The sequence below is a fragment of the Sulfuriferula sp. AH1 genome, assembly GCF_002162035.1.
Classification (GTDB): domain Bacteria; phylum Pseudomonadota; class Gammaproteobacteria; order Burkholderiales; family Sulfuriferulaceae; genus Sulfuriferula.
Window position 1 is genome coordinate 1,684,949 of record NZ_CP021138.1, and the last position, 24,083, is coordinate 1,709,031.

At 52.9% G+C, this 24,083-nt stretch carries 27 protein-coding genes; 6 read left to right on the top strand and 21 right to left on the bottom strand.

Going from position 1 to position 24,083, the window contains the following annotated elements:
• Positions 1-35: 35 nt before the first annotated feature.
• Positions 36-485, bottom strand: a complete 450-nt coding sequence (locus CAP31_RS08605) for a hypothetical protein (protein WP_087447160.1) — start codon at positions 483-485, stop codon at positions 36-38.
• Between the two features lie 2 nt (positions 486-487).
• Between CAP31_RS08605 and CAP31_RS08610 the strand changes: the two genes are divergently transcribed.
• Positions 488-778 (top strand): hypothetical protein, encoded by a 291-nt coding sequence (locus CAP31_RS08610; RefSeq protein WP_087447161.1) that lies wholly within the window; start codon positions 488-490, stop codon positions 776-778.
• A 177-nt stretch (positions 779-955) separates the two neighbouring features.
• Here CAP31_RS08610 and CAP31_RS08615 read toward each other — a convergent pair whose 3' ends face one another.
• From CAP31_RS08615 to CAP31_RS08650, 9 genes are all read right to left on the bottom strand, one after another.
• Positions 956-1,252, bottom strand: a complete 297-nt coding sequence (locus CAP31_RS08615; protein ID WP_087447162.1) for a hypothetical protein — start codon at positions 1,250-1,252, stop codon at positions 956-958.
• Positions 1,253-1,263: 11 nt separating this feature from the next.
• Complete coding sequence (locus CAP31_RS08620) at positions 1,264-1,566, bottom strand: hypothetical protein (protein ID WP_087447163.1); 303 nt, start codon at positions 1,564-1,566, stop codon at positions 1,264-1,266.
• A gap of 30 nt (positions 1,567-1,596) precedes the next feature.
• The gene (locus CAP31_RS08625; protein ID WP_157662711.1) at positions 1,597-4,065 is read right to left on the bottom strand and encodes a DotA/TraY family protein; all 2,469 of its coding nucleotides are present in this window, start codon (positions 4,063-4,065) and stop codon (positions 1,597-1,599) included.
• A complete protein-coding gene (locus CAP31_RS08630; RefSeq protein ID WP_087447165.1) occupies positions 4,028-4,537 on the bottom strand; it encodes a hypothetical protein in 510 nt (169 codons plus the stop codon). Before CAP31_RS08630 ends, CAP31_RS08625 begins: the two co-directional genes overlap by 38 nt.
• A gap of 54 nt (positions 4,538-4,591) precedes the next feature.
• Complete coding sequence (locus tag CAP31_RS08635; protein WP_087447166.1) at positions 4,592-6,787, bottom strand: MobA/MobL family protein; 2,196 nt, start codon at positions 6,785-6,787, stop codon at positions 4,592-4,594.
• 14 nt (positions 6,788-6,801) lie between these two features.
• Positions 6,802-7,146, bottom strand: coding sequence for a hypothetical protein (locus CAP31_RS08640; protein WP_157662712.1), 345 nt, complete (start codon positions 7,144-7,146; stop codon positions 6,802-6,804).
• Complete coding sequence (locus tag CAP31_RS14820) at positions 7,133-7,372, bottom strand: hypothetical protein (RefSeq protein WP_157662713.1); 240 nt, start codon at positions 7,370-7,372, stop codon at positions 7,133-7,135. Before CAP31_RS14820 ends, CAP31_RS08640 begins: the two co-directional genes overlap by 14 nt.
• Before the next feature lie 438 nt (positions 7,373-7,810).
• Complete coding sequence (locus CAP31_RS08645) at positions 7,811-8,719, bottom strand: hypothetical protein (protein ID WP_087447168.1); 909 nt, start codon at positions 8,717-8,719, stop codon at positions 7,811-7,813.
• Positions 8,716-8,946, bottom strand: coding sequence for an AlpA family transcriptional regulator (locus CAP31_RS08650; protein WP_157662714.1), 231 nt, complete (start codon positions 8,944-8,946; stop codon positions 8,716-8,718). The genes CAP31_RS08645 and CAP31_RS08650 overlap by 4 nt, the downstream gene beginning before the upstream one ends.
• Positions 8,947-9,036: 90 nt before the next feature.
• On the opposite strand from CAP31_RS08650, the gene CAP31_RS08655 reads away from it, so the two are divergent.
• The 3 genes from CAP31_RS08655 (at position 9,037) to hemN (ending at position 13,144) form a co-directional block, all read left to right on the top strand.
• Positions 9,037-9,780, top strand: coding sequence for a hypothetical protein (locus tag CAP31_RS08655; RefSeq protein ID WP_157662715.1), 744 nt, complete (start codon positions 9,037-9,039; stop codon positions 9,778-9,780).
• 312 nt (positions 9,781-10,092) lie between these two features.
• Complete coding sequence (locus tag CAP31_RS08660; protein WP_087447171.1) at positions 10,093-11,688, top strand: MFS transporter; 1,596 nt, start codon at positions 10,093-10,095, stop codon at positions 11,686-11,688.
• Positions 11,689-11,773: 85 nt separating this feature from the next.
• Complete coding sequence (gene hemN / locus CAP31_RS08665; RefSeq protein WP_087447172.1) at positions 11,774-13,144, top strand: oxygen-independent coproporphyrinogen III oxidase; 1,371 nt, start codon at positions 11,774-11,776, stop codon at positions 13,142-13,144.
• Positions 13,145-13,162: 18 nt separating this feature from the next.
• On the opposite strand, the gene CAP31_RS08670 is transcribed toward hemN, so the two are convergent.
• From CAP31_RS08670 to dcm, 4 genes are read right to left on the bottom strand one after another with little or no spacing between them, the layout of a single operon-like run.
• Entirely contained in the window at positions 13,163-14,389 is a 1,227-nt protein-coding gene (locus CAP31_RS08670; RefSeq protein WP_087447173.1) for an MvaI/BcnI family restriction endonuclease, read from the bottom strand.
• Positions 14,367-14,807 carry a very short patch repair endonuclease gene (locus tag CAP31_RS08675; protein WP_087447174.1) on the bottom strand — a complete coding sequence of 147 codons (441 nt, stop codon included), beginning with the start codon at positions 14,805-14,807 and terminating at the stop codon, positions 14,367-14,369. The genes CAP31_RS08670 and CAP31_RS08675 overlap by 23 nt, the downstream gene beginning before the upstream one ends.
• Positions 14,807-15,088: a hypothetical protein gene (locus CAP31_RS08680; protein WP_087447175.1), complete on the bottom strand. Its 282-nt coding sequence runs from the start codon at positions 15,086-15,088 to the stop codon at positions 14,807-14,809. Before CAP31_RS08680 ends, CAP31_RS08675 begins: the two co-directional genes overlap by 1 nt.
• 9 nt (positions 15,089-15,097) lie before the next feature.
• On the bottom strand, positions 15,098-16,372 hold the full coding sequence (gene dcm / locus CAP31_RS08685; RefSeq protein WP_304442132.1) for a DNA (cytosine-5-)-methyltransferase: 1,275 nt from the start codon (positions 16,370-16,372) through the stop codon (positions 15,098-15,100).
• Positions 16,373-16,552: 180 nt separating this feature from the next.
• On the opposite strand from dcm, the gene CAP31_RS08690 reads away from it, so the two are divergent.
• Both CAP31_RS08690 and ycaO read left to right on the top strand, forming a co-directional pair.
• Positions 16,553-17,290, top strand: coding sequence for a pseudouridine synthase (locus CAP31_RS08690; RefSeq protein ID WP_223247222.1), 738 nt, complete (start codon positions 16,553-16,555; stop codon positions 17,288-17,290).
• A 12-nt stretch (positions 17,291-17,302) separates the two neighbouring features.
• Complete coding sequence (gene ycaO / locus CAP31_RS08695) at positions 17,303-19,027, top strand: 30S ribosomal protein S12 methylthiotransferase accessory factor YcaO (protein ID WP_087447177.1); 1,725 nt, start codon at positions 17,303-17,305, stop codon at positions 19,025-19,027.
• A gap of 56 nt (positions 19,028-19,083) precedes the next feature.
• On the opposite strand, the gene iscX is transcribed toward ycaO, so the two are convergent.
• The 7 genes from iscX to CAP31_RS08730 form a co-directional block, all read right to left on the bottom strand.
• Entirely contained in the window at positions 19,084-19,284 is a 201-nt protein-coding gene (gene iscX / locus CAP31_RS08700; RefSeq protein WP_087448329.1) for a Fe-S cluster assembly protein IscX, read from the bottom strand.
• Complete coding sequence (gene fdx, locus CAP31_RS08705; RefSeq protein WP_087447178.1) at positions 19,280-19,618, bottom strand: ISC system 2Fe-2S type ferredoxin; 339 nt, start codon at positions 19,616-19,618, stop codon at positions 19,280-19,282. Before fdx ends, iscX begins: the two co-directional genes overlap by 5 nt.
• A gap of 11 nt (positions 19,619-19,629) precedes the next feature.
• Positions 19,630-21,492: a Fe-S protein assembly chaperone HscA gene (gene hscA, locus CAP31_RS08710; RefSeq protein WP_087447179.1), complete on the bottom strand. Its 1,863-nt coding sequence runs from the start codon at positions 21,490-21,492 to the stop codon at positions 19,630-19,632.
• A 4-nt stretch (positions 21,493-21,496) separates the two neighbouring features.
• On the bottom strand, positions 21,497-22,033 hold the full coding sequence (gene hscB / locus CAP31_RS08715; RefSeq protein ID WP_223247223.1) for a Fe-S protein assembly co-chaperone HscB: 537 nt from the start codon (positions 22,031-22,033) through the stop codon (positions 21,497-21,499).
• Positions 22,034-22,116: 83 nt separating this feature from the next.
• Entirely contained in the window at positions 22,117-22,440 is a 324-nt protein-coding gene (iscA, locus tag CAP31_RS08720) for an iron-sulfur cluster assembly protein IscA (RefSeq protein ID WP_087447181.1), read from the bottom strand.
• A gap of 10 nt (positions 22,441-22,450) precedes the next feature.
• Positions 22,451-22,852: a Fe-S cluster assembly scaffold IscU gene (gene iscU, locus CAP31_RS08725; protein ID WP_087447182.1), complete on the bottom strand. Its 402-nt coding sequence runs from the start codon at positions 22,850-22,852 to the stop codon at positions 22,451-22,453.
• A 16-nt stretch (positions 22,853-22,868) separates the two neighbouring features.
• On the bottom strand, positions 22,869-24,080 hold the full coding sequence (locus CAP31_RS08730) for an IscS subfamily cysteine desulfurase (protein WP_087447183.1): 1,212 nt from the start codon (positions 24,078-24,080) through the stop codon (positions 22,869-22,871).
• Positions 24,081-24,083 lie beyond the last annotated feature (3 nt).

A 24,083-nucleotide genomic window follows, 5' to 3' on the forward strand; every position in this document is an offset into this window, starting at 1 on the left:
CGCTCTAGTATCTGTTGGGCACATAAAGAGTTTTATCATGCTTTAGCCTCTCCCGGCTCTCTCCTCATCTCCTTAATCGGCAGCTCAACAAATGACAAGCGAAATGCGTTGATCCAGAACAGCAAGCCGATATAGAGCAGGATGGTAAGAAGACCCGCTCCCATCAGCATCGCCACGGTAAGCCATTTACCCGTCGTCCAACCGCGCTGCACTTCATCAATCGCCTTGTGCACCGTGCCGTTAACCTCCACCGCATACACGACATGAATCTTTGTTTTAAAAAAGAACGGCGTTGGCGTATTGATGGTCGCTACCCATAGCGTGCAGATCGCGCCGTTGCGTAGCAATGAATTCAGTACGCCGGGGATCTTAACCTGCTCCAGATACGCGTCGGAAATTCTAATATATCGATAAATCGTATCCACCTGATCGTGCCGTCTTAAAGGTCCCAAAGTCAGGACGCCTGTAATTTTCTTGATTGTCATAAATGTATCCCTCAAATTTCTTCGCCATTTATTACACCCCGGCAAACCGGCGAAGCCGTGGCTTGCTGGGTGTGGCCACCCCGCTCATTCAACCGATGGTTTGGCCGTTGCCGTTGCACTTGCCCTACCAACCGGTTTCGCTGGAGCGTACCAACGATGGGGCGAACGGCTCGCTGGGACAGCACGAAATCAAGGACCAGCCCGGAAGCCGCAGCCCCGCAGGGGACCGGGTGAGGACTGGAGCGCAGCGCGCCTTGATTTTGGGATGGCACTGCGAGACGCTTCGTCTTTGAGTTGGTACGCTCTCTTTGCGAAACCAAAAGCTTTTTTTGAGCAACGCGAGCCCGTAGGGCTGGCGTTTCCATAACCTGCAAGCGCAGCGCGCCGCGGAGCCGGTGGCAAAGCCACGAGCGCAGCAAAGCGTCTTTGTGCCCGCAGGGCATGCCCCATAAACGTTCACCTTACGCACTTTAAATGTTCTGAAAACACGCCGGAGGCACATCATCGGATTCAGCCAAGTTGGCAAGAAACAGCCGGTAAGCCATCGACGTTGTCCTGCATATCGACATCTTGTCGGATTGCTCAGCTGCCACGCGCTGCAAATCCACCGGCGTTTTACACGCCTTGATCACCTGGTTCAGTGCTGGGCGCAATAGCGAACGCAGCGCCTTAATGTAAATTTCAGCCTGAGGCTGTCCTTCAAGCTCCGGATCTGATTCGCAGATCAGATCATCGATCAGAACATTGGAAATAAGCATTTTCGGCATGACAAACTCCTTTACTGAATAAGGTTGGACTGAACGGGTAACGGCGTTGGCATAAGCTCTTCTACCGCCTTCTTGCACGCTTCTGCAGCTGTGTTGGCTTCTTGTTGAATCCGCATTGCACACGGATAGTCGCCGCTCTGGCACGGACTCGGGTTTTGTCGGGCGTTTTGGCCGGCTGATAGACACTGCACCATGTTCGGGCTCTGGCTCGGCAACGGCGACAACGTCGGACTGTCGTCCGCCAATACTGGTGTCGATACGGCCAGGATCAGCATCAGAAATGAAATACGCATGATTGAGATTGAATTTTGCATAAGATCTTCGTCTCCTGTCAGTTAAAGAAATCAGCCACCCAGGTGGATTGCATTTTCGCGATCCTTTTCGGCTTGGGATAAGGGATTGGCAGAGGCGGACGGGGATGCTGCCGGCGCGCCGGCGCTACCACCCATGCCATGGCTGGTCAAACCGCCCACCGCTTTATCCGTGCCGCCGCTTAAGCTGTGACCAGCCTCTTTGTCGAGGCCTTCGGCGATATTTCGACCTCCCACTGCACCACCGATAAACCGCATTACCTGTTCTGGCATGGAATGGATCAGCCCAAAGCAGACGTGAAGCACTGTAATCATTATTACGGTATAAACGGCACACAGCGCCACGAATCCCAACAGACCGGTGAAGCTGCCGGCGGTGATGCCGGAGACCATGGCCATAAAACCCTGGTTCACCAAATTAGCCAACGGTTTGGAGATAGCGATGGATGCCACCAACGCAAACAACATCAAGGCAGGTTGTATAACCATAGCCAAGATGAGCATGTACCCCGGGCCTGCTTTGCCCACAGCATCATCACCTTCCGGTATGTGCGCAACTGCCAAAATTGGGCCTGCCAACACTGCCTCGAATACGCTTACGAGCCACCTCGCCACCCCGGTCATAAAGGCGATATAAGGAGTGGCTGGCAAGTAATAGGCCAAAGACAGGCCCGTAGCCCACAAGATCGCAATGAGGATGTTAATGGAGCTGGACACGGTGGCAATAGCCGACTTGAAATCAAAGAGATTGCCCACTGTCCAATCCACGCCACGCGCACCGGCAATACCGGCTGCGGTGAAGATCGCCCCCTGGATCACCACCCCGGCAGTGACCATGTCATTTCCGGTTACGCGAAGCTGACTGACCGGAGAAAGATTGGAGCCAGCGATATCAGTTGTGACTGTCTCGATGCCCTTCAATGCAGGAAGGGACAGCAGGCGCATGAAATCGTCCCAGGAATGCGGTACCAACGCCGCATCGACCTCGGCATCATAAGCAGCATGCGGCGCGCCGCTGCGATTTTTGAGGTATTGATCGGTGGTTGTCATTGCGCTTTGGTAATTTAACAGCACCTCTTGGGCTTCCTTATCCTCGATGTCCATTGGCCGGCTGACAGGCAGCGTGTTAACGGCTGACTGGATGGCATCGTTGAGAGAAATAATGTGGTTAAACCAGGTACCGGCATAGATCCAGCCACCGTCGCGCGCATATTGCAAGAACCCTTCCCGCGCTACGTCGGGCGACAGCTTGATTGCCTGATGCGCTGCAGCCTGAATGGTGTTTTCATAAGCAGCGGCGGCCGCATCGATCGCACCGGGTGCCGGGGTCTTGTAATCGACGATCTGCTGGGCCACCGGCTGGAGCTGAGCGATCATGGCGCGTACCGCTTGTGCCTGTGCCGCGATGATGGGCGCCTTCACGATATTGGTGTTGCCTGCCCCCATATTGGACTGCTGCGATTCTTGCCAATTGAGTGAGCCGCACACTGCCGGGTTGATATAGTCAGGTGACCCCCAGCTGAATGAGGTGGTCGTGTACGATGCATTCAGATAAGAGGAAACAGCGCTGTATGCCGCATAGCCCGGCAAGGCGGCGCCAGCCAGGCCGCCTGCATTCACCTCACTGCTGTTTGAAGCGTGTTGCTGCGATTCCGAGACCAGGATGCGGGTGGTGCGTCCGGATTCGCTGAATTGTTTGTTCATCGCGGCCGCACACACTTCATAACGAAGAATATTAGCGGCGAGTGGACGGGAATCCGGCATGCTGACATGCGTCAGCGAGCCGTCCAATGACAACTGGTCAATCGCTGCCGTCCATATGCTATCGCCGATACCGGCTCCCTGCACGGCCAGCCACAGGATGACTACCTGAATAAGCGAATAGCCTGACGAGAGCGGTAGAACTAAGGCGCTACCGCCGACGGTGCGTAGCGGCACCCATATTGATGACATTTTCTTGCCCAACACCTCGCCGTCGTGCGCGCTGTCGACCAAGCCTTTCATGCTGGTGTAGGCGACAAACAACATTCCCAAAAACATGACCGCGCCGTTATAGACCCTGAACATAGCCCCCAGTACGCCATCCGTCTGCCCGGCGCCTGGTTGTGTGTTGTGGATGACAGAGTCGACCAGCCCACCGAATATTTCACGCAAATATTCGACAGAGACATCGCCGGCAGGCGGGGTGAATTGATTCAGGCTCGCTGCCTGGTCTGCTGCACCGGCAACGCCGGTGAGCAGCAACAGGGCAACGGCCAGAAGAGCTGTACTGGTTGTTTTTGTTTTCATGGTTTTCCCCAGATGGGCATAGGCAGTTCGAACAAGAGCGGCATATGCATCGCGAAGCGAAGCGACAACCCTAATACATACACGCCCAGGCATACCGTCAAAATCTTGAGTCCGTGTTTTTGGTGTGGCGTTAATCCGGAAAATCGTCTGGCCACTGTTTGCATAAACTTTAGCTTTACCATTTCCCGGCCTCCCCACGCAGCCATTCGCCAAATCCGAACAGCTGTTCTTCGCGAATCTGGCAGAACCTAAATCGCCAGGTAACGGCCTTGGCGGAGCTCATCAAAATGATGCCGAAGCACAACAGAAAATGAGAAAACGGCGAATTGGAGGTAGGCAGAAATGCCATCCAGAGCAGCCCGATGGCTGCGGACAGGAACCAGTTGGCGGCACGCGAATTGAATATTTTCGCCTGACGAATCAAGTCCTCCTCGGTGAGGCCAAGCCGGTCAACGGCATCATTGAACGATTCATGCCGGCAGGTGGGCTGTTCCGTCAGTTTGCGGTGAACATATGCCCCAAGATCTGATACATTGCTGGCAATGCGCACACCCTCGTTTTTGAGACTGGTTAAACCCAGCGACCAGGCCCAGCCTTTGCCAAGGCCAACGGCTGATTGCTTTATCAGCCACACCAAGCCTCGTTTTTGAGGTTGTGGTCGCAATTGAATGGTTGTATTACTCATGTTCGTATTCCTCCTGTGTGGGTTAAAAATAAAACAGCCCCGCGCGGCGTGTAATTAGCGCGGACGCGGGGCGTTAGATTTTTTTGCGCGTTCGCGTGCCTCCTCTTCGTCGTGGCCATCGGCAAGGGCTTCAAAATAGGCCATAAGCGCTTCTTTTTCTTCAATCTGTTCGGGTAACAGGCTGGTGTCTTGACTGAGTTGATCGCGCAACTCCTCGGCTTTCTTTTGAGCTTGTGCTTCACGTACGGACTGTTCCTGGCGCGCAATTGCGGCGCGCTCGCGCTCAGCCTCTAATTCCAAGGCTTTCTGTGTTTCCTCTCGCTCAAATTCAGCGGTGAGAATTTCCTTTTGCCAGTCGGACAGGGGTCGTGTGTTACGCGCCGCCCATGCTTCGCGGAACAGTCGATCGGTATTTTCCGGACTGACTGCATGGACCTGTAACTGGAAAGTCACTGCTTCGATTTGCTGTATCTGGCGAAGCAACGCCTCGCGGTCAGTTTTGATCTTATGGGCGCTTTGCAGGCGCTGCGCTGCTTCCGGCTGGGCCAGCACGCGGCGATACTCGGCTGCGAAGGATTCGCGAGCCTTGAGGGCATCTTGTTCGCGTCTGGATCGGCTGAAAATGCTGGCTTCTTTGGCAGTTTTATCCGCCAATTGCCAGTGACGAAGCGCCTCACGGTAGCTTTCATCACCGAATTCGCCGGCTACATCGCGTTCCAACTGTTTGAGATCGACCTCATTGCCCAAAGCGTTGAGCCGGTCACGCAATTTCTGCTTCTCGTCTTCCAGCGCCTCGCGTTTATGGTTTAATAATTCGACCCAACGCTTGGCACTCTTTTCTTTTTGAACATCGACCGCACCTACATCGGGTGTAAGTGCCGGCACTCCTCCTGCTGTTAACATAGGTTTACCCTCCTGATTGAGATTGTTACTGGCGATAATGAGGCCAGCGGCGCGGGCCTCATCTGCCACTTGGCGTTTAAAGTCTGCAGAGCCGCTGAGCGTGATTTGCTTCCAGCCTTTGGTCTTGGCCAGTTCCACCATGGCGCGAATGGCTGAATAATCGGTGCCATGGGTGATCATGGTGTCGCCCTTGTCGGTTACGCTGGCACCTGAGTTCAGACGGATCTCGATTCTGTCTGTGTGTGTTTGAACAAAGCGAAGCTGGTCGCGCAGACCGGATGTGATTTGTGTTTGATACGCTTTTTCCAGCAGCATCGCTTTGTATGCCTGTCGGCGGGCTTGACCTTCGTTACAATCTATTTTTCCGGGGTGTAGCTGGTGCAGCTCACGATCTCGGTTTCCAGATCCCTGAAGAGCTCCTTGCAATAGAGCGTCGCTCGATTCTGCGAGTCGCTGGCCAGTACCCGGTTGATGCAATGTAGGCATACGCTGCGGCCGAGCGTTTTGGCTAGCCCGCAATCCCGGACGATCTTCTGTGCCGTTGCGCCAAGGTGTGAAAGAACGGGTTGGTTTTTGGGTTCCATTGATTTTCCTTTCCTGGTTGAAAATCCCTTTTTTTACAGCGCTTAAATGCGAATTAAGATACGCAGCCTCACGATTTCGCAGGCCGCGCTTTGTGACTTTTCCGCTTTTCTCCAGACGTGTCGCTTTACGCCCAATGTGCACACCTGGGATTTCATCCAGCCCTCGGGCTTTGTGACTACGATGATCGATCTGAGCATCACTGCCTGCTGCTGCCAGATGACGATTAGCAACGTCTTGCCAGTTTTCCCGTATCTGCTTTACCCATTCAGGGCCGCGCGCATCGCCGCTGGCCTCTTTCCGGCAACCACCAAGTTCTGGATTCTTGGCGTTGTAACGCTTGAAAAACCGATCGGCGTCGCGCTCGATGCCATCAAGCATTCGACCAGAGAATTCGAGGTGGACATGAGGGTTACCCTCTTTATCATGCAAACCCCATTCAAATGGATGTTGAGTGCCACAGATTTGCTGCACATACTCTCGTGCGGCCTCGATCTGCTGCTGCCGCGTCAGCTCAAGCGGAAGGGCGAATTCGACTTCGTGGTAGAGCGTCGCGTTTGCACGCTCATGCGCGTCTACCTCTACCCAAAATTTGCGCGGATCATCAGTTGCCCATGAAGGCATATTTCCACTTTCTGAAAATGCCAATTCACCATCGTGGCGCTTAGCGAAACGACCAAGCCGCATGATGTAATCATGCTTGTCGACGGACAGCAGATTTTTAGATCGGCTGCCGCGCTTGACGCTAAGGTGGAAAATACTCATGGCGGAGATGGCTTTTAATCTTCGCGATTTTCGCCCGCCGCAGGTGCGCACTGTTTCTCCGCAGGAGAAACAGGTAAGTGCGCCTCGTTTGGCAACGAGGGAATTAAATTTGAGGTCGCAATCTCTTTATCACGCTCACTTTTAAGAATTTGACGACACGAATTTACCCATTCGACAGCATCAATTTCACCTGATTTAAGAAGCGCTTCAACGACAACGCCCCAGCGGATCAATTTTGCAGAGCGGCGTTTGCGTTCATCAGATTTAGTACGGGACTGAATTTCGCGCATGCGACGCTTGATTCGTGCTTCGCGTTCACGGAGTTTTTGCAAAGTCGTTTCGGTCTCAGTCATGGTCATGGCTTGCTCCAATTTGATCAATTGATTGCTGGAGATGACCAAGCTTTTCAACGATGCGTTGTTCCATACCAGTCAAAAGATCGGCTTGGTGATCCGCAGCCAAACAGTCGGATAGAGACTTACGGATGTAGTCTGCAACACTGATCCTGGCTGATTCTGCTTCTGTGACCACTTGTTCAAAAATCCCCAGTGGGACTCTGACAGTTAGCGTTTTTGTCGTTTGCATTTTTATCCTCAAAACATCGAAAACTTATATAAAAACAGTGCGTATTCGCTGTATGCGAGTGCATATGCGCACTTTGCTGCAAAATCGAGCGGGAGGGGGAGGACAGAAATCGGGGGGGTAAATGGTAACGAATCGAGCGAAACGCACCTTGAAAATATGATTGGGTCACTTGTGACCCAAAATTAATGGCAAAACTGTTTTACATGAGTCACATGTGACCCACCTTGGTATATTGCTTGATGTTGGCTGTAGAACAAGGGCGCAACAGATTGGTAAAATACGCACAAAACGTGTTTATTAGGCTTTTGATACGTTTTTTATGGGCAGACAAGAGAGGGGGGTTGAATAGGTGATTAAAGTGCCACTATCGGCCATTTTAAGCATAAAACGGGTTGCGTGGTAAAACAGACCGCTGGTGGCGGTCTGGTGGTGGTTTTTTCATGTTAATTTTTTTGAAGCAGCTTTATCCCTTACTTTTTTAAAAAAGTCTTCGCCAGCCTTAATCATCAAAGTGGAGTCAGCATCGTTTTTGAATGGCGACGAGGTTTCCTTGGCAGCTACCTGCCTAATGACAGCGGCGCGTTTTTTCCTAATTTTATAAGCAAAATCCAGGGTCAGATTTTCATTCCTTGCAGCCTGCACAAGGGTTAGCAGTAACCGCTCCGGATATTTTGCTACCCCTTCACTGATTTGCCCAATCAGCTCATCCACTACATCACGCTGGAGATCCGGGTTTAAGTTTTGAGTTGCCTGCCATGCTTTCTTTTGTAAATGATCTGGTAGTTCATTAAAAACACTACCACCAACTGCTGTGGTGGTAGTGTTTTTAATCTTTGTTGTAATCTTTGCATTAGTCTCTGTATTAGATGGTTGAATTCCAACCATCTTGTTGGTTGATTCCTGCCATCTAGATGGCGGCATTTCACCATCTAGATGGTGGAATACCGCTATCTGTTGATTATTAAGAAGAAAATCAGACAAATTTTTCAAATTAACCAAATAATGTAGCTTCGCTGGGACACCAAGCCTTCTTTCTTCCAGCAATCCATGCTGCTTAAGGATTTTTCTCGCCTCCTCTTGCTCTCCCCTACCAAGACCTAACTCCCATTCCCAGCTCTGCCTACTAGCCTTCGTTGGAGGTATGAGGTTGCCATTTTGATCCTTATCACCATCTCTTAACTTAAACCACCATTCACCAGCTCCGGCAATACCCTGCCAATAACAAGCTTGACAAAGAAATAAGGCTGGAATCGCTCCAAGGCGTCTAGCTAGCGCTGGGCGGAATGCAACTATTTCTCTATCTCCCAAGAGTGATGCAAGTAGAATCTGGGTATTTGCTGCACTCATTTTTTTGCGCTACTTGATTGACCAGAAGATCTTATCCACTCCCTGATATTGCCAAGCCGCCATTTCAAAATACGCACATTATTTATTGGCAGCGGAAATCCTTTTATCCGCCTTTGCTGAATAGTGATCTGAGCAAATCCCGTTATCTCCGCCACTTCTTCAACGCCCACTAAAATATCATCTGGAAGGCTAGACATCCGCTCCAATAGTTGGTAATTTCTACTCATCTTAAGCTCCTCTCTGCTAATCAGTACGATGTTGTGCATCGTGCATCAATACAAAAATTTGGGGGGAGGACAAAAATAGGGGGGTACGCAGTGCCGCTACGTGAACACGAATGGGCTCTAAACAGGGTGCTACTTGACTGGAAGGCGCGCAGTATTAGAAAACCGCGCGCGAACCTTCCGGTAGAATTCACGTCTAGCACGCTACGGTACATCCGCCAACGCGCCTGCCACACCGCAGACGGAGCAAATAATTGTGAGGTTTGGACAAACGGAGAGCGATACGTCGCTTTTGACGATGTGCCCTGCCAGCGCTGTAAACAGCCTGGCATATCAAATTTTCAATTTTCGGCTGCCCTGTTTGGACAAGATGAGTCTGATACAAAAGCTACCCTGTCCAAACTCGATAAAGACGTATTACTCAATAAAAAGAAGCGGGTTATCCGCCGCTTTATAAACTCAGAGGCTCCCATGCAATCTGATGATTTTAAGCGCGCAGTAGCTAACGCCTTGGTACATCGATGGATATCAGATCGGCAAGCCTACTCAATCCTGATGAATACGCTAGAGCTTGAATCCGCCTCTTCCTGGTTAAGACGTTTTATGAAGCGTTTTCGGGAGCGAATGACATTCAAACAGACGGGAATCATTGCGGATGATCCGGCGATGGTCGCCAGCCAACTTGACGCTGAACTGAGAAACACGCAAGTGGCATTTCTGGAAAAAGGGCGACAGAGAATCGCTGGCGCGCAAAATATGGATGCAGAGGACAAACAGTGGCTTTTAGATTTCTGCCACACTGGTGCCACACTGAAGAGTAAAAGACCAGCTAACTAGAGCTATGAGCAGCTAAGATAACCTAATGTTTTTTAGCGTATTATTTATAACCTATTCTGGCAAAACAGCTTTGTTTTCGATTCACACGGCAGGGGTCACTGGTTCGAACCCAGTATCGCCCACCAGACAAGACAACGGCTCAGGATTAAATTCCTGAGCCGTTTTTGTTTGTGCTGTCCGTGACCCGATTTCCCCCGGCTCTATCACCGCCAATGCATATCTGCTATCGCCTGGATAAAAAATCGCAGAATAGTGCATAATTCCTGATACCGCATGACCACTTATTCGGCAATCCGATCAGATTAAAACGCCATGACCGCAGATACGCCTAAGCACTTGATTTCTCCCTGGGCACCGTTGCGCCACAAAGTATTCCGGATGATGTGGGTCGCTTCGATAGTCTCGAATATCGGCTCCTGGATGCATGAGGTCGGCGCAGGCTGGCTGATGACCTCGCTCGCGCCCAGTCCCCTGATGGTGGCGCTGGTGCAGGCGGCCACGACTGCGCCGGTATTTCTGCTGGCATTGCCCGCCGGTGCGCTGGCGGATATCGTCGACCGGCGGCGTTACCTGATCGCTTCCCAAATATGGATGATGCTTATCGCCGGGACGCTGGGCGTACTTACGCTGTCGGGCGTCACGACGGCTCCGATTCTGCTGGTATTTACATTCGCCCTCGGCATAGGCACCGCAATGATGATGCCTGCATGGGGCGCCATTACACCGGAACTGGTGCCGCGTAACGAACTGCAGGCGACCATAGCGCTGAATTCCATGGGCATGAACGTTTCCCGTTCCGTCGGCCCGGCACTCGCTGGTTTGATCGTTGCCGCCGTTGGCCCCGGCATGGTCTTTGTACTCAACGCTGTCTCGTTTCTCGCTGTCCTTGCCGCGCTGAAAACATGGCAACGTCCGCCAAAACAAAGCGAACTGCCTGCCGAACGCGTTGTCGGTGCCGTGCGTGCGGGGCTGCGTTACGCACGCCACTCCCCGGAATTACGGGCGGTATTGATCAGGGGTGCAGCTTTCTTCGTGTTCGCCAGCGCTTCGTGGGCATTGCTGCCTTTGATCGTCCGCCATCATCTCAACAGCGGCCCTGGCACTTATGGCCTATTCCTGGCCTGTCTGGGAATAGGCGCTATTGCGGGCGCATTATTGCTGCCGCAGATAAATACCCGCCTGTCTCGCGACAAAATCGTAGCAAGCGCCACTGTGCTTTATGCAATTGCGATGCTGGCGCTGGCACATAGCGGAAACGTCTATGCGGCCGCTGGCGCAATGCTGGTTACGGGCATGGCCTGGATTTCCGTCGTATCGTCGTTGATGACGGCAGCCCAGACGGCCTTGCCAGCCTGGGTACGGGCACGGGGGCTGGCGCTATTCTGGGTAGTGTTCATGGGCGGCATGGCTGCGGGCAGCGCGCTATGGGGACAAGTCGCTTCATGGATAAGCATACCCTATGCCCTTACCGCCGCGGCCATCGGAGCGCTGTTCGGCATTATTGCGGTACGTTCATACCGCATCGGACGCCACGACATAGCCGACCTGTCGCCGTCGATATACTGGCCGACTCCTTCAGTAGCTTCGGAGTTCGAAATCGATAGCGGACCGGTGATGGTCACGGTGGAATATCATATCGACCCGGCCAGAATGCAGGAATTCACCCATGTCATGCATCAGATGCAAAGGCTGCGGCGACGTGACGGCGCTTTCATGTGGGAGCTGTTCAACGATATGGAACATCCCGAGCGCATCGTCGAATGTTTCATGGTCGAATCCTGGCTTGAGCATTTGCGCCAGCATGAACGCGTTACCGTGGCGGATCAGGATGTCATCGAACAAAGCCGCTCATTCCATCTCGGCAACGAGCTTCCCAAGGTCACGCACCTGCTGGCCGCCCATCGCTGAATCCACAACGAAGCAGCTAGCGCGACGACCCACATCCGGCCTATAATCGACAACATTATCCTTTTAAGCATTTACACCATCGATCATGGAACTGACAGCGTCCTTACTGGAAAAATACAACAAACCGGGGCCGCGCTATACCTCCTACCCAACGGCACCTTATTTTTCCGAAAACTTTGGTGAAGCCGCATGGCTGGAAGAATTACAGCAAACACAGAGCAGCGGACGCGATTTATCGCTGTATGTGCACATACCGTTTTGCGACAGCCTGTGTTATTACTGCGGCTGCAACATGGTCGCGACCAGAAATTACGCCAAAGCCACTGAGTATCTGGAGTTCCTGTTCAAGGAAATCGATCGTATGGCAGCACTTGCCACATCCAACCGTACAGTCCGCCAAATCCACTGGGGCGGTGGCACACCTACCTATCTGCACCCGGACGACATTCGCCGCCTGTACGCCCATCTGCGCGCCAGCTTCAATATCGCCAGCGATGCTGAAATCGGCTGCGAGGTCGATCCGCGCGAACTGAGCCGCGAGCATGTGCAAGCACTGGCAGACAGCGGTTTCAACCGGCTGAGCCTGGGCGTGCAGGATCTCGATCTCAGCGTGCAACAGGCGGTCAACCGCGTACAGACCGCCTCGCTCATCCGCGAAGTATACGGCTGGATGCGCGATGCAGGCATCCCCAGCATCAACATGGACTTGATGGTGGGCCTGCCGCACCAGACCGTGGCGGGCTTCAGCGACACACTCGAACAAATTATCGAAATGGCACCGGATCGACTGGCTGTATTCAATTACGCCCATGTGCCATGGATGAAGAAGCATCAGAAACTGATACAGGAAACCGACTTGCCGGATCTGCCGACGCGCATCGCCCTGCAGCAACTGCTGCTCGACAAGCTGAGGCACGCCGGCTATGTGTATATCGGCATGGATCATTTCGCCAAACCTGACGACGAATTGGTGAAGGCGCAGCACAACAAAACGCTGTACCGCAATTTTCAGGGCTACACCACGCACAAGGACTGCGACATCTACGCTTTCGGCGTATCCGCCATCAGCCAGACCGATGAAGTCTACGTGCAGAACGCCAAGAATCTGGCGGAATACCAGCAACGCATCGCCGCGGGCGGGCTCGCCACCGAGCGCGGCCTGCGCATCAGCCGCGAAGACCGGCTGCGCCGCGACGCCATCGTACGCATCATGTGCGATCTGGAATTGAACAAAGCCGCGTTTTCACAGCAATGGCAGATTGCATTCGACAACTATTTCTCCGAGGCATTGGCCGAGCTTGCGGACATGCAGGCAGACGGCCTGGTTGAACTGCACCCCGACGCCATCCGCGTCACCGAAACCGGCCGCCTGTTCCTGCGCAATATCGCGATGTGTTTTGATGCCTACCTCAAACAACCTAGTGAAGCTGCGCCGCGGTATTCGCGGACTTTGTAATATATCTAATCAACGGAGTCATCTGAGCTTTACCCGCAGTGAAAACAACTCACTAAGAAACTCTTCACCCGATAATCTCCATGGGTATCCGTGATTACGAACGCCACTCCCTTCCTTTTCGGACATCATAAATTCAAACACAATCCGTTTCGCTTGAACAAGATCAGTAAAACGCTGAATTGATGGTCGCTCACAGTAAACCAACTCATTGTAATGAAATCGTTGCCGGCCAGCGACATTAGATACTTTCGCTTTCACAAAAACTGCGCGTGCATGTTTTTCACGGAGTCGGCCCTCAAGCATCGCGAATGGCCAATAACCAAACCTTACAGACTCTTTCAATAAGTCGATCTGCTCGGAGATGGCAGACCGTTCAAGTGATAACCCGAGATTATTAGCCAGCGTAGTCACTTGTGAAAAACAGGAATAGCGACCTCGACCATCTTGCTGGCCAATCAAATGCAATCTCTCAAGCGCTGTTAACTTTTCCTCCCACATTGGGGCTTGCTGAAACAAATTTATCTTTCCACCATGCCCACCAGTTTCTTTAACCTGTTTACATTTAATCTCAATCCCCCTGAAATCAGCTCGTCGGTCATTATTTTCTTCAATACCCAACAGCGATTCAAAGGTATATCCAATACCAGTATCACCGATCCGAAGCGAATCTATATAGCCCTGTCCTTGTATACGATCAAAGTGTGTCAAAAGTTCATTAAGTGCATCATCAAAAACGATAGTTGGAGCATCAATGTTTTGCAGTACAAATAACCCTTCGCTAAGGGGAATTGAATCCCCAAACAGCAAAGAACAAAGCCGATGAAATTCGGAATCACCACGTTCCCGTAAAATGTCTACATAGTAGCTAACTGAACCATCAACATGATCTGCTCTCAAAAAAATCCCTAACCTTAGACCATGTTGTCTATCATTGAAATTGCCATTAAGACAGGTAATTCGGCGTTCTGGATAACGTTGATAGAACTTGTATGCCAGAGTCTGCTCCTCGCCTTTAATAGCATCAACTCCTAAAAAATGCACAGTCACATTTTGACTAGGATCTGCAATCTGCAACTCTGGAAAGAGATCGTATGCTTCGATAGGAACCAAGACCCCATGGCGGCCGGAGTCGTCATTTTTGGTTAGTATCTTTGCAAAAATCTCACCGCCACGAATCACTTTACCACCCAAGTGACTCAATCCTTCGCAGTAAGAAAACAAACTATCGAGTTGTCGATTCAGCATTTACTTCCTTATCTTTAGCTATGATTTTTCCGGCGAGACCCGATAAATAGCGATCATTTAATTGGCACTCCCAAACCGTCAAGATCCTCCAACCAAGTGCCTTTAGCATTTTTTTATTTCGTTGATCCCGCTCCCGATTTGCACCCAGCTTCTGTTTCCAGAATTCAATATTACTACCAGGCATAACTGCAAGCTTGCATCGAGGATGTTGATGCCAGAAACATCCATGCACAAAGACAACTGTCTTGTATTTTGGGAAAACCAAATCTGGTTTCCCAGGTAACTCTTTGGCATGAAGTCTGAACCGAAGACCTCGACTATGCAGATATTTTCTAACCAGAAGCTCTGGCTTGGTGTTCTTGCCCTTAATACCTGCCATCATCCGGCTACGCGTAGCCGAATCAACAATATCAACCATCAGGCATCCAGTTGAAGACCACAAGCATGCATAAAAACAGGATAAGCGGCCTCAATTATCTTTTCATGCCCTATCCCTTGCTCAAGTTCGTTTAGCAAGAAATTCAATTCCTTAACCTCAATTTCCGAAAAGAGGCGTTCGCCACTCGAAATACGGATAATGTCGGCAGGATCGTCCTCAGGATGAAAAAGCAGATTACTGCATTGCATCTCCGAAAACCACAATAATGCGCTATCAAACGAGGTGTCGCGTAGCTTCGGAATACGTGATTGGGTACGCATGATTTCTCCTTAGGCAGTTGCGTAATGAAGGGGTAATTCAGGTTCCAGGATATCAGCTTCAAGCATTGGCTGCATCAATTTAGCAACGTGAGCCATAACATCAACAACAACGGAATTCCCAAACTGTTTGTAAGCCCGTGTATCCGATACCGGAATTCTGAACGTATCCGGAAAACCCATCAGCCGTGCGCATTCACGCGGGGTCAAACGACGCGGATTGATGCCTTCGCCTTGATAGACAAGGATTTCAGAACCATCCTTGTAATAGCGCGCCGACAGCGTACGCGTAACACTTTCTGGCGTGACCAGACCGAAGCCGAAGCCGTTGCCTTTTGCTCTGTGTTTTTCCGCATAGCCTTGCAAGTAAGCCCAAAGTTTGTCGGTCAGCGTATATTTCGGGTCAACTCGCTGATTGGCATGATTAAAAAACCGATCACCATCCCATTGCAGATGCGGTTCAGTGCCATCGATCTTGTGCAAAATTTCGCCCAGTGTACGCCTGCCTTTGGCGGGCAACGGTAAGGCATCGAAATCAAAATTTACAGGCTCACGAAAACCGACAATAAGTATGCGTTCGCGATGCTGCGGTACAAAATGGGCACCATCTATCACACGATAATAAACGTGATAACCCAACTCTTCACTCAGCGTGCGACGGATGACATCGAAGGTGCGCCCCTTGTCATGAGAAACAAGATTTTTGACGTTTTCCAACAGAAAAGCGCGAGGCCGCTTTTCTTCAATGATGCGTGCAACGTCGAAAAATAGGGTCCCTTGGGTTTCGCAAGCAAAACCGTGAGCACGACCAAGCGCATTTTTCTTGGAAACACCTGCTATAGAGAAAGGCTGGCATGGGAAACCAGCCAACAGAACATCATGATCGGGGATGTCGGATGCAGCGACTTGTGTAATATCGCCGTTAATCTGGTGCCCACCGGGATAATTTTCTGCGTAGGTTTTTTGCGCATAACTATCCCATTCGCTGGTAAAAACGCAATGCCCGCCCAAACCTTCGAAAGCCATGCGGATGCCCCCAATACCGGCAAAAAGATCGATAAAAGTAAAGGGAACATCATCTGCAAGCGGCAATTCGAGCGGCAAGAGGCGTTGCAGGCCAAATGCATAGTGCGCCGGTACTGATTGCTCAACCACCCAGCGCCTGACAGTACGAGCATCTATACCCAAATGACGCGCTATTTCTGCTTGTTTGTGAATTTTAAGCGCGGCAGTAAGATAATTCGTCGCCATGTCGCGGTCAGGGCCGGTGTGAAGAACTGTAGTCATGACAAAATCCATATCTGGGTATAATAGCGGACATTATGCCCTCATTTAATCCTATTGCAACCACTTGATGAAATAAAAATACACGTCGCCAATACGCATTTTATTCATCAATAATTTGGGTATTAAATCGATTTCCCGCGTAAAATCACGCCTCTAATCGCAACAAATCATATCGCCAACATGTCTGAAGAAACACTACGCCTTTCAAAACTGATGTCCATGCGCGGGCTGTGTTCGCGGCGCGAGGCTGATGTGTATATCGCCCGCGGCTGGGTGCGCGTCGATGGCGTGCCGGTGACCGAGCTCGGCACCAAGGTGTCACCAAATTGTCGCATCGATCTGCAGCAGCAGGCGCAACGCGAGCAGAACAGCCGCGTTACCATTTTGCTGAACAAGCCCATCGGCTATGTTTCCGCCCAGGCGGAGGACGGCTACCAGCCTGCGAGCGTGCTCATCACCACGGCCAATCATTACGCCGAAGACCAGTCCGGCATCGCCTTTAGCAACGAACACGCCCACGGTCTGGCGCCGGCCGGGCGGCTCGATATCGACTCTATCGGGCTGCTGGTACTGACACAGGACGGGCGCATCGCCAAGCAATTGATTGGTGAAAATTCCGCTGTAGACAAGGAGTATCTGGTACGGGTCGAAGGCCAGCTTAGCGCACAGGGCCTGAAATTGCTGAATCATGGGCTGAGTCTGGATGGTGCGGCGCTGCGTCCGACGCAAGTGAGCTGGCAGAATCAGGACCAGCTGCGCTTTGTGCTGCGCGAGGGCAAGAAGCGCCAGATTCGGCGCATGTGCGAGCTGGTCGGCCTCAAGGTAGTCGGACTGAAACGCATCCGCATCGGCAATGTCTTACTGGGCGACTTGCCGGTCGGGCAATGGCGCTATCTCGCTGCCGGCGAGCAATTTTAATCGGGACGCTACATGACGCAACAACACTTTATTATCGGCAAGGATGCTGCGCTGGAAACCTCCATCGCCACCATGCAGGCCAAATTGATGGCACTGGGCTTCAACATCGAAGAGCGCTCCTGGCTCAACCCGGTCGCCGATGCCTGGTCGGTACACATCCGCGACCGCGACTGTCCGTTGCTGTTCACCAATGGCAAGGGCGCATCCCGAGAGGCCGCACTGGCCAGCGCATTGGGCGAATTTTTCGAGCGCCTTGGCTGCCGATATTTCTGGACGCATTATTATTTCGGCGAGACCATCGCCGGACAAGACTTCGTACACTACCCGCAGGAACGCTGGTTCGATTTGCCGCAAGACGACAAATGGCCGGAGGACTTGCTCAACGCCGAATTGCGCGAATTCTATGACCCGGACAGCGCGCTGGATTTGCAGACGCTGGTCGACCGCAATTCCGGCAATGCCGAGCGCGGCATCTGCGCCCTGCCCTATCAGCGCCAGCGCGATAATGAAACCTGCTGGTTCCCGGTCAACATCATCGGCAATCTGTATGTCAGCAACGGCATGTCCGCCGGTAATACACCCACCGAGGCACGCACGCAGGCCTTGTCCGAGATACTGGAACGCCACGTCAAGTTCCGCGTCATCAGCGAGGGCATCTGTCTGCCCGATGTACCTGAGGAAGTCATCGCCCGTTACCCAAGCATCGCCAAGGGTATCGCTGAATTGCGCGCTGCCGGTTTCGGCATACTGGTGAAAGACGCGTCGCTGGGCGGGCGTTACCCGGTGATGAACGTGACCATGCTCAATCCGCACGATCAGGGCTGCTTTGCCAGCTTCGGCGCGCACCCGCGCTTTGAAGTCGCGCTGGAACGCTCATTGACCGAACTGCTGCAAGGCCGCGATCTGGATGCGCTGGCAGGCTTTCACGAACCCGGCTTCGATCTGGAAGAGATCGCCGATCCGCAGAACATCGAAATCCATTTCGTCGACTCCAGCGGCATCATCAGCTGGGAATTCCTGCGCGACAAGCCCGATTATGACTTTGCCGACTGGGATCACCCCGGCACCACGGCGGAAGAATTCAACTGGCTGTGCGACTGCATCCATCAGGACGACCGCGACATCTACATCGCCGACTACACCGATCTGGGTGTGTACAGCTGCCGCATCATCGTTCCCGGCATGTCGGAAATCTACCCGATAGATGATCTGGAGTGGGACAACAACAGCATCGCCAACGACTTGCGCCCGGCGATACTGAATCTGCAAAATCTGGATGAGAGCGAATGCCAGACCCTGCTTGATACCCTGAATGAACTAGGGCTGGCAGACCAGCGCCCGGTGGCGGCACTGATCGGACTGGCTGCCGACCCCGGCTCGCACTGGAAGGATCTGCGTATCGGTGAACTCAAGACTCTGCTGGCGCTGGCTTGCGGCGATGCAGAGGCGATACGCGAAGGCTGCGACTGGATCGATCACTTCGAACAGATCGCCGCACCACGACGCCTGGTGTACCGCTGCATCGCCACACTGCTGGAGATGAAAGACGAGACGCCGTATCAAACCAGTCTGGCGCTGCTTTACGGAGCGGAAACGCTCACACAGGCACGCGCCCTGCTGAACCGTGACAACCGCTTTTTCGAGCTCGGCGCGCCGGGCATGGATTTAACCGGCTGTGACATGCACCAGCGCCTGCTGGATGCATACCGTAAAGTATCGGCACGTTCAGCCGAGTAAATCGGGCTGACCCTCATGCAAAAGGCCGGGAATATCCCGGCCTTTTGCATGAGTCATTATTCTGCTTCCTCTATCCACGCCATCTGGATAGCTTCCAGTATCTTTTCATTGGAGCGTTCGGGATCATCGTTAAAATCAGGCAGCGCGGTGACCCAGCCATGCAAATCGGTAAAGCGGATAAACTTCGGATCGACATCCGGGTGCGTTTCCATCAGTTCGATTGCGATATCCAGCGTATCCGTCCATTTCATGCTAATGCCCCTCCTTGACCATGTTGATGGTGTATTTAGGTATCTCGACCACCAGATCGGAATCCTCGACGATGGCCTGGCATGACAGACGCGAATTCGGCTCCAGACCCCAGGCCTTGTCCAGCATATCGTCTTCCAGCTCGGACGACGGCTCAAGCGAATTGAAGCCCTCGCGCACGATCACATGACAAGTCGTGCAGGCGCAGGATTTTTCGCAGGCGTGTTCGATTTCAATATCATTGGCTAACAGGGTGTCGCAAATACTGACACCGGGTTTTGCATCGATGACGGTGCCCTCGGGACAAAGCTCCGGATGAGGTAAGACTATGAGTTGTGGCATGGTACTTGTTCCTAAATGGTATCGAATCGTTGACCGGCCAGCGCTTGCTTGACGCTGGCATCCATGCGGCGCGCAGCGAAATCACGGGTGACATTATTCAGCACTTCGGCGGCATCCTTAATGGCACGGTGATCTGCACCCTCCAACTGCAGCGTCAGCGCCTGCATGGCTGAAGCGATGGTCTGCAATTCTTCTTCGGTTAGCAAATCCCTGCCATTTTCAGCCAACGCCGTTTGCGTGGCGTCGAGCAGCCGTTCTGCATCCACCTTCGCCTCTTGCATGGCGCGCATCTGCATGTCTTCCTTGGCGTGAACGTACGATGCCTGCAGCATGCGGGTAATATCTTCATCGGCCAGTCCATACGCCGGCTTGACCGCTATCGTGGCCTGTACGCCGCTCTTCAGTTCTTCCGCGGATACCGACAGCAGACCATCGGCATCGACCTGGAAGGTTACTCTTATTCGCGCAGCGCCAGCCACCATCGGCGGAATGCCGCGTAATTCAAACTTGGCCAGGGAACGGCAATCGCTCACCAGTTCGCGCTCGCCCTGCACGACATGAATGCTCATCGCCGTCTGGCCGTCTTTGTAGGTAGTGAACTCCTGTGCGCGAGCGGCAGGGATGGTGGTATTGCGCGGAATGATCTTTTCGGCCAGACCGCCCATGGTCTCTATGCCCAGCGACAGTGGAATCACATCGAGCAACAGCCAGTCGTCCTGTGCGCGATTACCTGCCAGCACATTGGCCTGTATCGCCGCACCAAGCGCAACGACCTTATCCGGATCGAGATTGGTCAGCGGTGTCTGGCCAAAAAATTCGGCAACAGCGGACTGGATCCGCGGCATGCGGGTGGAGCCGCCTACCATGACCACGCCCTTGATTTCATCCACCCCCAAACCCGCATCGCGCAGTGCCTTGCGGGTCGGAGCCAGCGTCTTGTTGACCAGACTGGCGGTAATTTCATTAAAGATTTTGGCCGTAAGCATCACATCCACCGTTTCCCCTGAGGATAAAACAGCGGTAATACCCACTTCCGGATGGTCTGATAGCGCCTCCTTGGCTTCACGCGCCTTGCTCAGCAACAGACGTGTGTCTTTGGCGGTCAACTCGGGAAATTTGGCTTGCTCCAATATCCAGCAGAATATGCGCTGATCGAAATCATCGCCACCGAGAGCCGAGTCGCCGTTGGTCGACAGCACTTCGAACACGCCTTGCGACAAACGCAGGATGGAAATATCGAAAGTACCGCCGCCCAGATCGTATACCGCATAAACGCCTTCGGCGGCGTTATCCAGGCCGTAGGCAATGGCAGCTGCAGTCGGTTCATTGAGCAGACGCAGGACATTCAGCCCGGCCAGCTTGGCCGCATCCTTGGTGGCCTGACGCTGCGCATCGTCAAAATAGGCCGGTACGGTAATCACGACACCAGTCAGATCACCACCGAGCGAGCGTTCGGCACGATCGCGCAATACGCGCAGGATATCTGCCGAGACTTCAACCGGGCTTTTTACGCCGGTTACCGTTTTTAGCTGCACCATGCCCGGCGCATCGACGAAATGATAGGGGAAGCTCGCCGCATCGACGATATCCTTGAGCCCACGACCCATGAAACGTTTGACGGAAACGATGGTGTTGTGCGGATCCTGGCTTTGCACCGCTTGCGCCGCATAACCCACTACAGGGTCAGCCGCTTTGCTGTAGCGTACGACAGACGGCAGCAATGCGCGTCCATCCTCATCATTCAATACCAGTGCCACGCCGTTGCGCACGCTTGCCACCAGTGAGTTGGTCGTGCCCAGATCGATGCCCGCCGCCAGCCTGTGCTGGTGCGGTGCGGTACTCATGCCGGGTTCTGAAATTTGCAAAAGTGCCATGTAATTAATTATCCAATACTGAATAAGCGTCGTCGATCTCGCTCATGATTTTGTCGACGAACTTGAGTTGACGCACCGTGTTGGTAGCGGCCACCAGATCGTGCTGCTGATCCAGCTGCGCTAAAAGCTGTTCGCGCCAGATTTTGGTTTGCGCGGCAATCTCGCGTTCAATCTGCTGCAAAGCGCCCAAGTCGCTACCGTCACGCGCATCCTGGATAGCCTCGCGCCATTCGATTTGCTGCATCAGGAACACGGGCGCGAGTTGCGTATTGGTTTCGGACAGCGCATTAATGCCGTTCAATTGCAATATGTACACTGCACGGTTAAGCGGTGATTTGAGAGTTTGGTAGGCTTCGTTGACCCGGGTTGACCACTGCATCGAGGCCCGTTTTTCTGCTTCGGACAAATGCGCAAACTTGTCAGGATGCACCTGAGCCTGCAATTGCCGATAAGCCGCTTCCAGCGTTGCATTATCCAGTTCAAACTGCGGTTTCAGGTCAAACAATTCAAAATGGTTACGGCTAAAATCAAATTGCATCATCCTGATCCGTATCTAGATAGCGTTAGCGCCCGATCCCGGAGGCAGGCACGCGATGCGCCTGATGCCGGGCCGTAATTAATAAGTCAGACGTTGAAACTTTCGCCGCAGCCGCAGGCGTCCTTGACGTTAGGATTGTTGAATTTAAACCCCTCGTTCAAACCTTCGCGGGTGAAATCCAGTTCCATGCCGTCTATGTACGGCAGACTTTTGGGGTCGACCAGCACAATGACGCCATGATTGACGAAGGTCAGATCGTCGTCTTCCACGGCATCGGCAAACTCCAGCTTATAAGCCATGCCCGAGCAGCCGCTGGTGCGGACGCCAAGTCGCAAACCCACACCTTTGCCGCGTTTTGCCAGAAAATTGGCAATATGTTTCGCTGCGCTTTCGGTGACAGTAATGGCCATGTTTCTCTCCTTAATGCACGCTGTCGGCGGTTTCGCCGTGTTTGGCCTTGTAATCCTCTACCGCGGCCTTGATCGCATCTTCAGCCAGAATCGAGCAGTGTATCTTGACCGGCGGCAATGCCAGTTCTTCGGCGATCGCCGTGTTCTTGATTTCCATCGCCTGATCCAGCGTTTTGCCTTTTACCCATTCGGTAACCAGCGAGCTGGAAGCAATAGCGGAACCGCAGCCATACGTCTTGAATTTGGCATCTTCGATGATGCCGTCCTTGTTGACCTTGATTTGCAGTTTCATCACGTCGCCGCAAGCAGGCGCGCCGACCATGCCGGTGCCCACTTCTTCGTCGTCTTTGGCAAACGAACCGACGTTGCGGGGATTTTCGTAGTGATCCAATACTTTATCGCTGTAAGCCATGAGTGTTCTCCTAAAATTAGTGCGCTGCCCATTTCACGCTGTTCAAATCAATACCGTCCTTGTACATTTCCCATAACGGCGACAACTCGCGCAATTTGCCGATCTTCTGATGCAGCAGATCGATTGCGTAATCCACATCCTGCTCGGTCGTGTAGCGACCGATGGAAAAGCGTATCGAGCTATGAGCCAGCTCATCCGATCGTCCCAGCGCGCGCAGCACGTAGGAAGGTTCCAGGCTTGCGGAAGTACATGCCGAGCCGGACGATACCGCCAGATCCTTGATCGCCATCAGCAATGACTCGCCTTCGACGAAATTGAAGCTGATATTCAGGTTGTGGGGTACGCGATGCACCATGTCGCCGTTGACATGAACTTCTTCGATATCCGACAGGCCTTTCAGCAGACGATCGCGCAATGCACGAATGCGCACGTTTTCGGTCGCCATCTCTTCGCGCGCAATGCGGAACGCTTCACCCATGCCCACGATCTGATGCGTCGCCAGTGTGCCGGAGCGCATGCCACGCTCGTGGCCGCCGCCGTGCATTTGCGCTTCGATGCGCACACGGGGCTTGCGACGTACATACAAGGCGCCGACACCTTTCGGGCCGTAAGTCTTGTGGGCGGAGAACGACATCAGATCGACCTTGAGCTTGTCCAGGTCGATATCGACCTTGCCGGTAGCCTGCGCCGCGTCCACGTGAAAAATAATGCCTTTCTCGCGGCAAATCTCGCCGATAGCCGCGATATCCTGAATCACGCCGATTTCATTATTTACGAACAGTATCGAGATCAGGATGGTATCGGGACGTATTGCGGCTTTCAGCTTTCCCAGGTCCAGCAAGCCATCCGATTCAGGCGTCAGGTAAGTGACCTCATAACCTTCACGCTCCAGCTCGCGCATGGTATCCAGCGTGGCTTTGTGCTCGGTACGCAAGGTGATCAGGTGCTTGCCCTTGGCCTTGTAAAAATGGGCTGCGCCCTTGAGTGCCAGATTGATGGATTCGGTCGCACCTGAAGTCCACACGATTTCCTTGGGGTCGGCGCCGACCAGCTGCGCAACTTGTTCGCGCGCGGTTTCCACCGCTTTGTCCGCTTCCCAGCCGTAAGCATGGGAGCGGCTGGCGGGGTTGCCATACATTTCGGTCAGATACGGGATCATTTTCGCGGCGACGCGCGGATCCACCGGGGTAGTGGCGGAATAATCCAGATAAATCGGGTGCTTTAACATTTT

What these genes read in the sequence shown, in the direction of transcription:
- CAP31_RS08605 (WP_087447160.1), bottom strand. Translation starts at nt 485, where the DNA reads ATGACAATCAAGAAAATTACAGGCGTCCTGACTTTGGGACCTTTAAGA.
- CAP31_RS08610 (WP_087447161.1), top strand. Translation starts at nt 488, where the DNA reads ATGTATCCCTCAAATTTCTTCGCCATTTATTACACCCCGGCAAACCGG.
- CAP31_RS08615 (WP_087447162.1), bottom strand. Translation starts at nt 1,252, where the DNA reads ATGCCGAAAATGCTTATTTCCAATGTTCTGATCGATGATCTGATCTGC.
- CAP31_RS08620 (WP_087447163.1), bottom strand. Translation starts at nt 1,566, where the DNA reads ATGCAAAATTCAATCTCAATCATGCGTATTTCATTTCTGATGCTGATC.
- CAP31_RS08630 (WP_087447165.1), bottom strand. Translation starts at nt 4,537, where the DNA reads ATGAGTAATACAACCATTCAATTGCGACCACAACCTCAAAAACGAGGC.
- CAP31_RS08635 (WP_087447166.1), bottom strand. Translation starts at nt 6,787, where the DNA reads ATGAGTATTTTCCACCTTAGCGTCAAGCGCGGCAGCCGATCTAAAAAT.
- CAP31_RS08640 (WP_157662712.1), bottom strand. Translation starts at nt 7,146, where the DNA reads ATGACCATGACTGAGACCGAAACGACTTTGCAAAAACTCCGTGAACGC.
- CAP31_RS14820 (WP_157662713.1), bottom strand. Translation starts at nt 7,372, where the DNA reads ATGCAAACGACAAAAACGCTAACTGTCAGAGTCCCACTGGGGATTTTT.
- CAP31_RS08645 (WP_087447168.1), bottom strand. Translation starts at nt 8,719, where the DNA reads ATGAGTGCAGCAAATACCCAGATTCTACTTGCATCACTCTTGGGAGAT.
- CAP31_RS08650 (WP_157662714.1), bottom strand. Translation starts at nt 8,946, where the DNA reads ATGAGTAGAAATTACCAACTATTGGAGCGGATGTCTAGCCTTCCAGAT.
- CAP31_RS08660 (WP_087447171.1), top strand. Translation starts at nt 10,093, where the DNA reads ATGACCGCAGATACGCCTAAGCACTTGATTTCTCCCTGGGCACCGTTG.
- hemN (WP_087447172.1), top strand. Translation starts at nt 11,774, where the DNA reads ATGGAACTGACAGCGTCCTTACTGGAAAAATACAACAAACCGGGGCCG.
- CAP31_RS08670 (WP_087447173.1), bottom strand. Translation starts at nt 14,389, where the DNA reads ATGCTGAATCGACAACTCGATAGTTTGTTTTCTTACTGCGAAGGATTG.
- CAP31_RS08675 (WP_087447174.1), bottom strand. Translation starts at nt 14,807, where the DNA reads ATGGTTGATATTGTTGATTCGGCTACGCGTAGCCGGATGATGGCAGGT.
- CAP31_RS08680 (WP_087447175.1), bottom strand. Translation starts at nt 15,088, where the DNA reads ATGCGTACCCAATCACGTATTCCGAAGCTACGCGACACCTCGTTTGAT.
- dcm (WP_304442132.1), bottom strand. Translation starts at nt 16,372, where the DNA reads ATGACTACAGTTCTTCACACCGGCCCTGACCGCGACATGGCGACGAAT.
- CAP31_RS08690 (WP_223247222.1), top strand. Translation starts at nt 16,553, where the DNA reads ATGTCTGAAGAAACACTACGCCTTTCAAAACTGATGTCCATGCGCGGG.
- ycaO (WP_087447177.1), top strand. Translation starts at nt 17,303, where the DNA reads ATGACGCAACAACACTTTATTATCGGCAAGGATGCTGCGCTGGAAACC.
- fdx (WP_087447178.1), bottom strand. Translation starts at nt 19,618, where the DNA reads ATGCCACAACTCATAGTCTTACCTCATCCGGAGCTTTGTCCCGAGGGC.
- hscA (WP_087447179.1), bottom strand. Translation starts at nt 21,492, where the DNA reads ATGGCACTTTTGCAAATTTCAGAACCCGGCATGAGTACCGCACCGCAC.
- hscB (WP_223247223.1), bottom strand. Translation starts at nt 22,033, where the DNA reads ATGATGCAATTTGATTTTAGCCGTAACCATTTTGAATTGTTTGACCTG.
- iscA (WP_087447181.1), bottom strand. Translation starts at nt 22,440, where the DNA reads ATGGCCATTACTGTCACCGAAAGCGCAGCGAAACATATTGCCAATTTT.
- iscU (WP_087447182.1), bottom strand. Translation starts at nt 22,852, where the DNA reads ATGGCTTACAGCGATAAAGTATTGGATCACTACGAAAATCCCCGCAAC.
- CAP31_RS08730 (WP_087447183.1), bottom strand. Translation starts at nt 24,080, where the DNA reads ATGTTAAAGCACCCGATTTATCTGGATTATTCCGCCACTACCCCGGTG.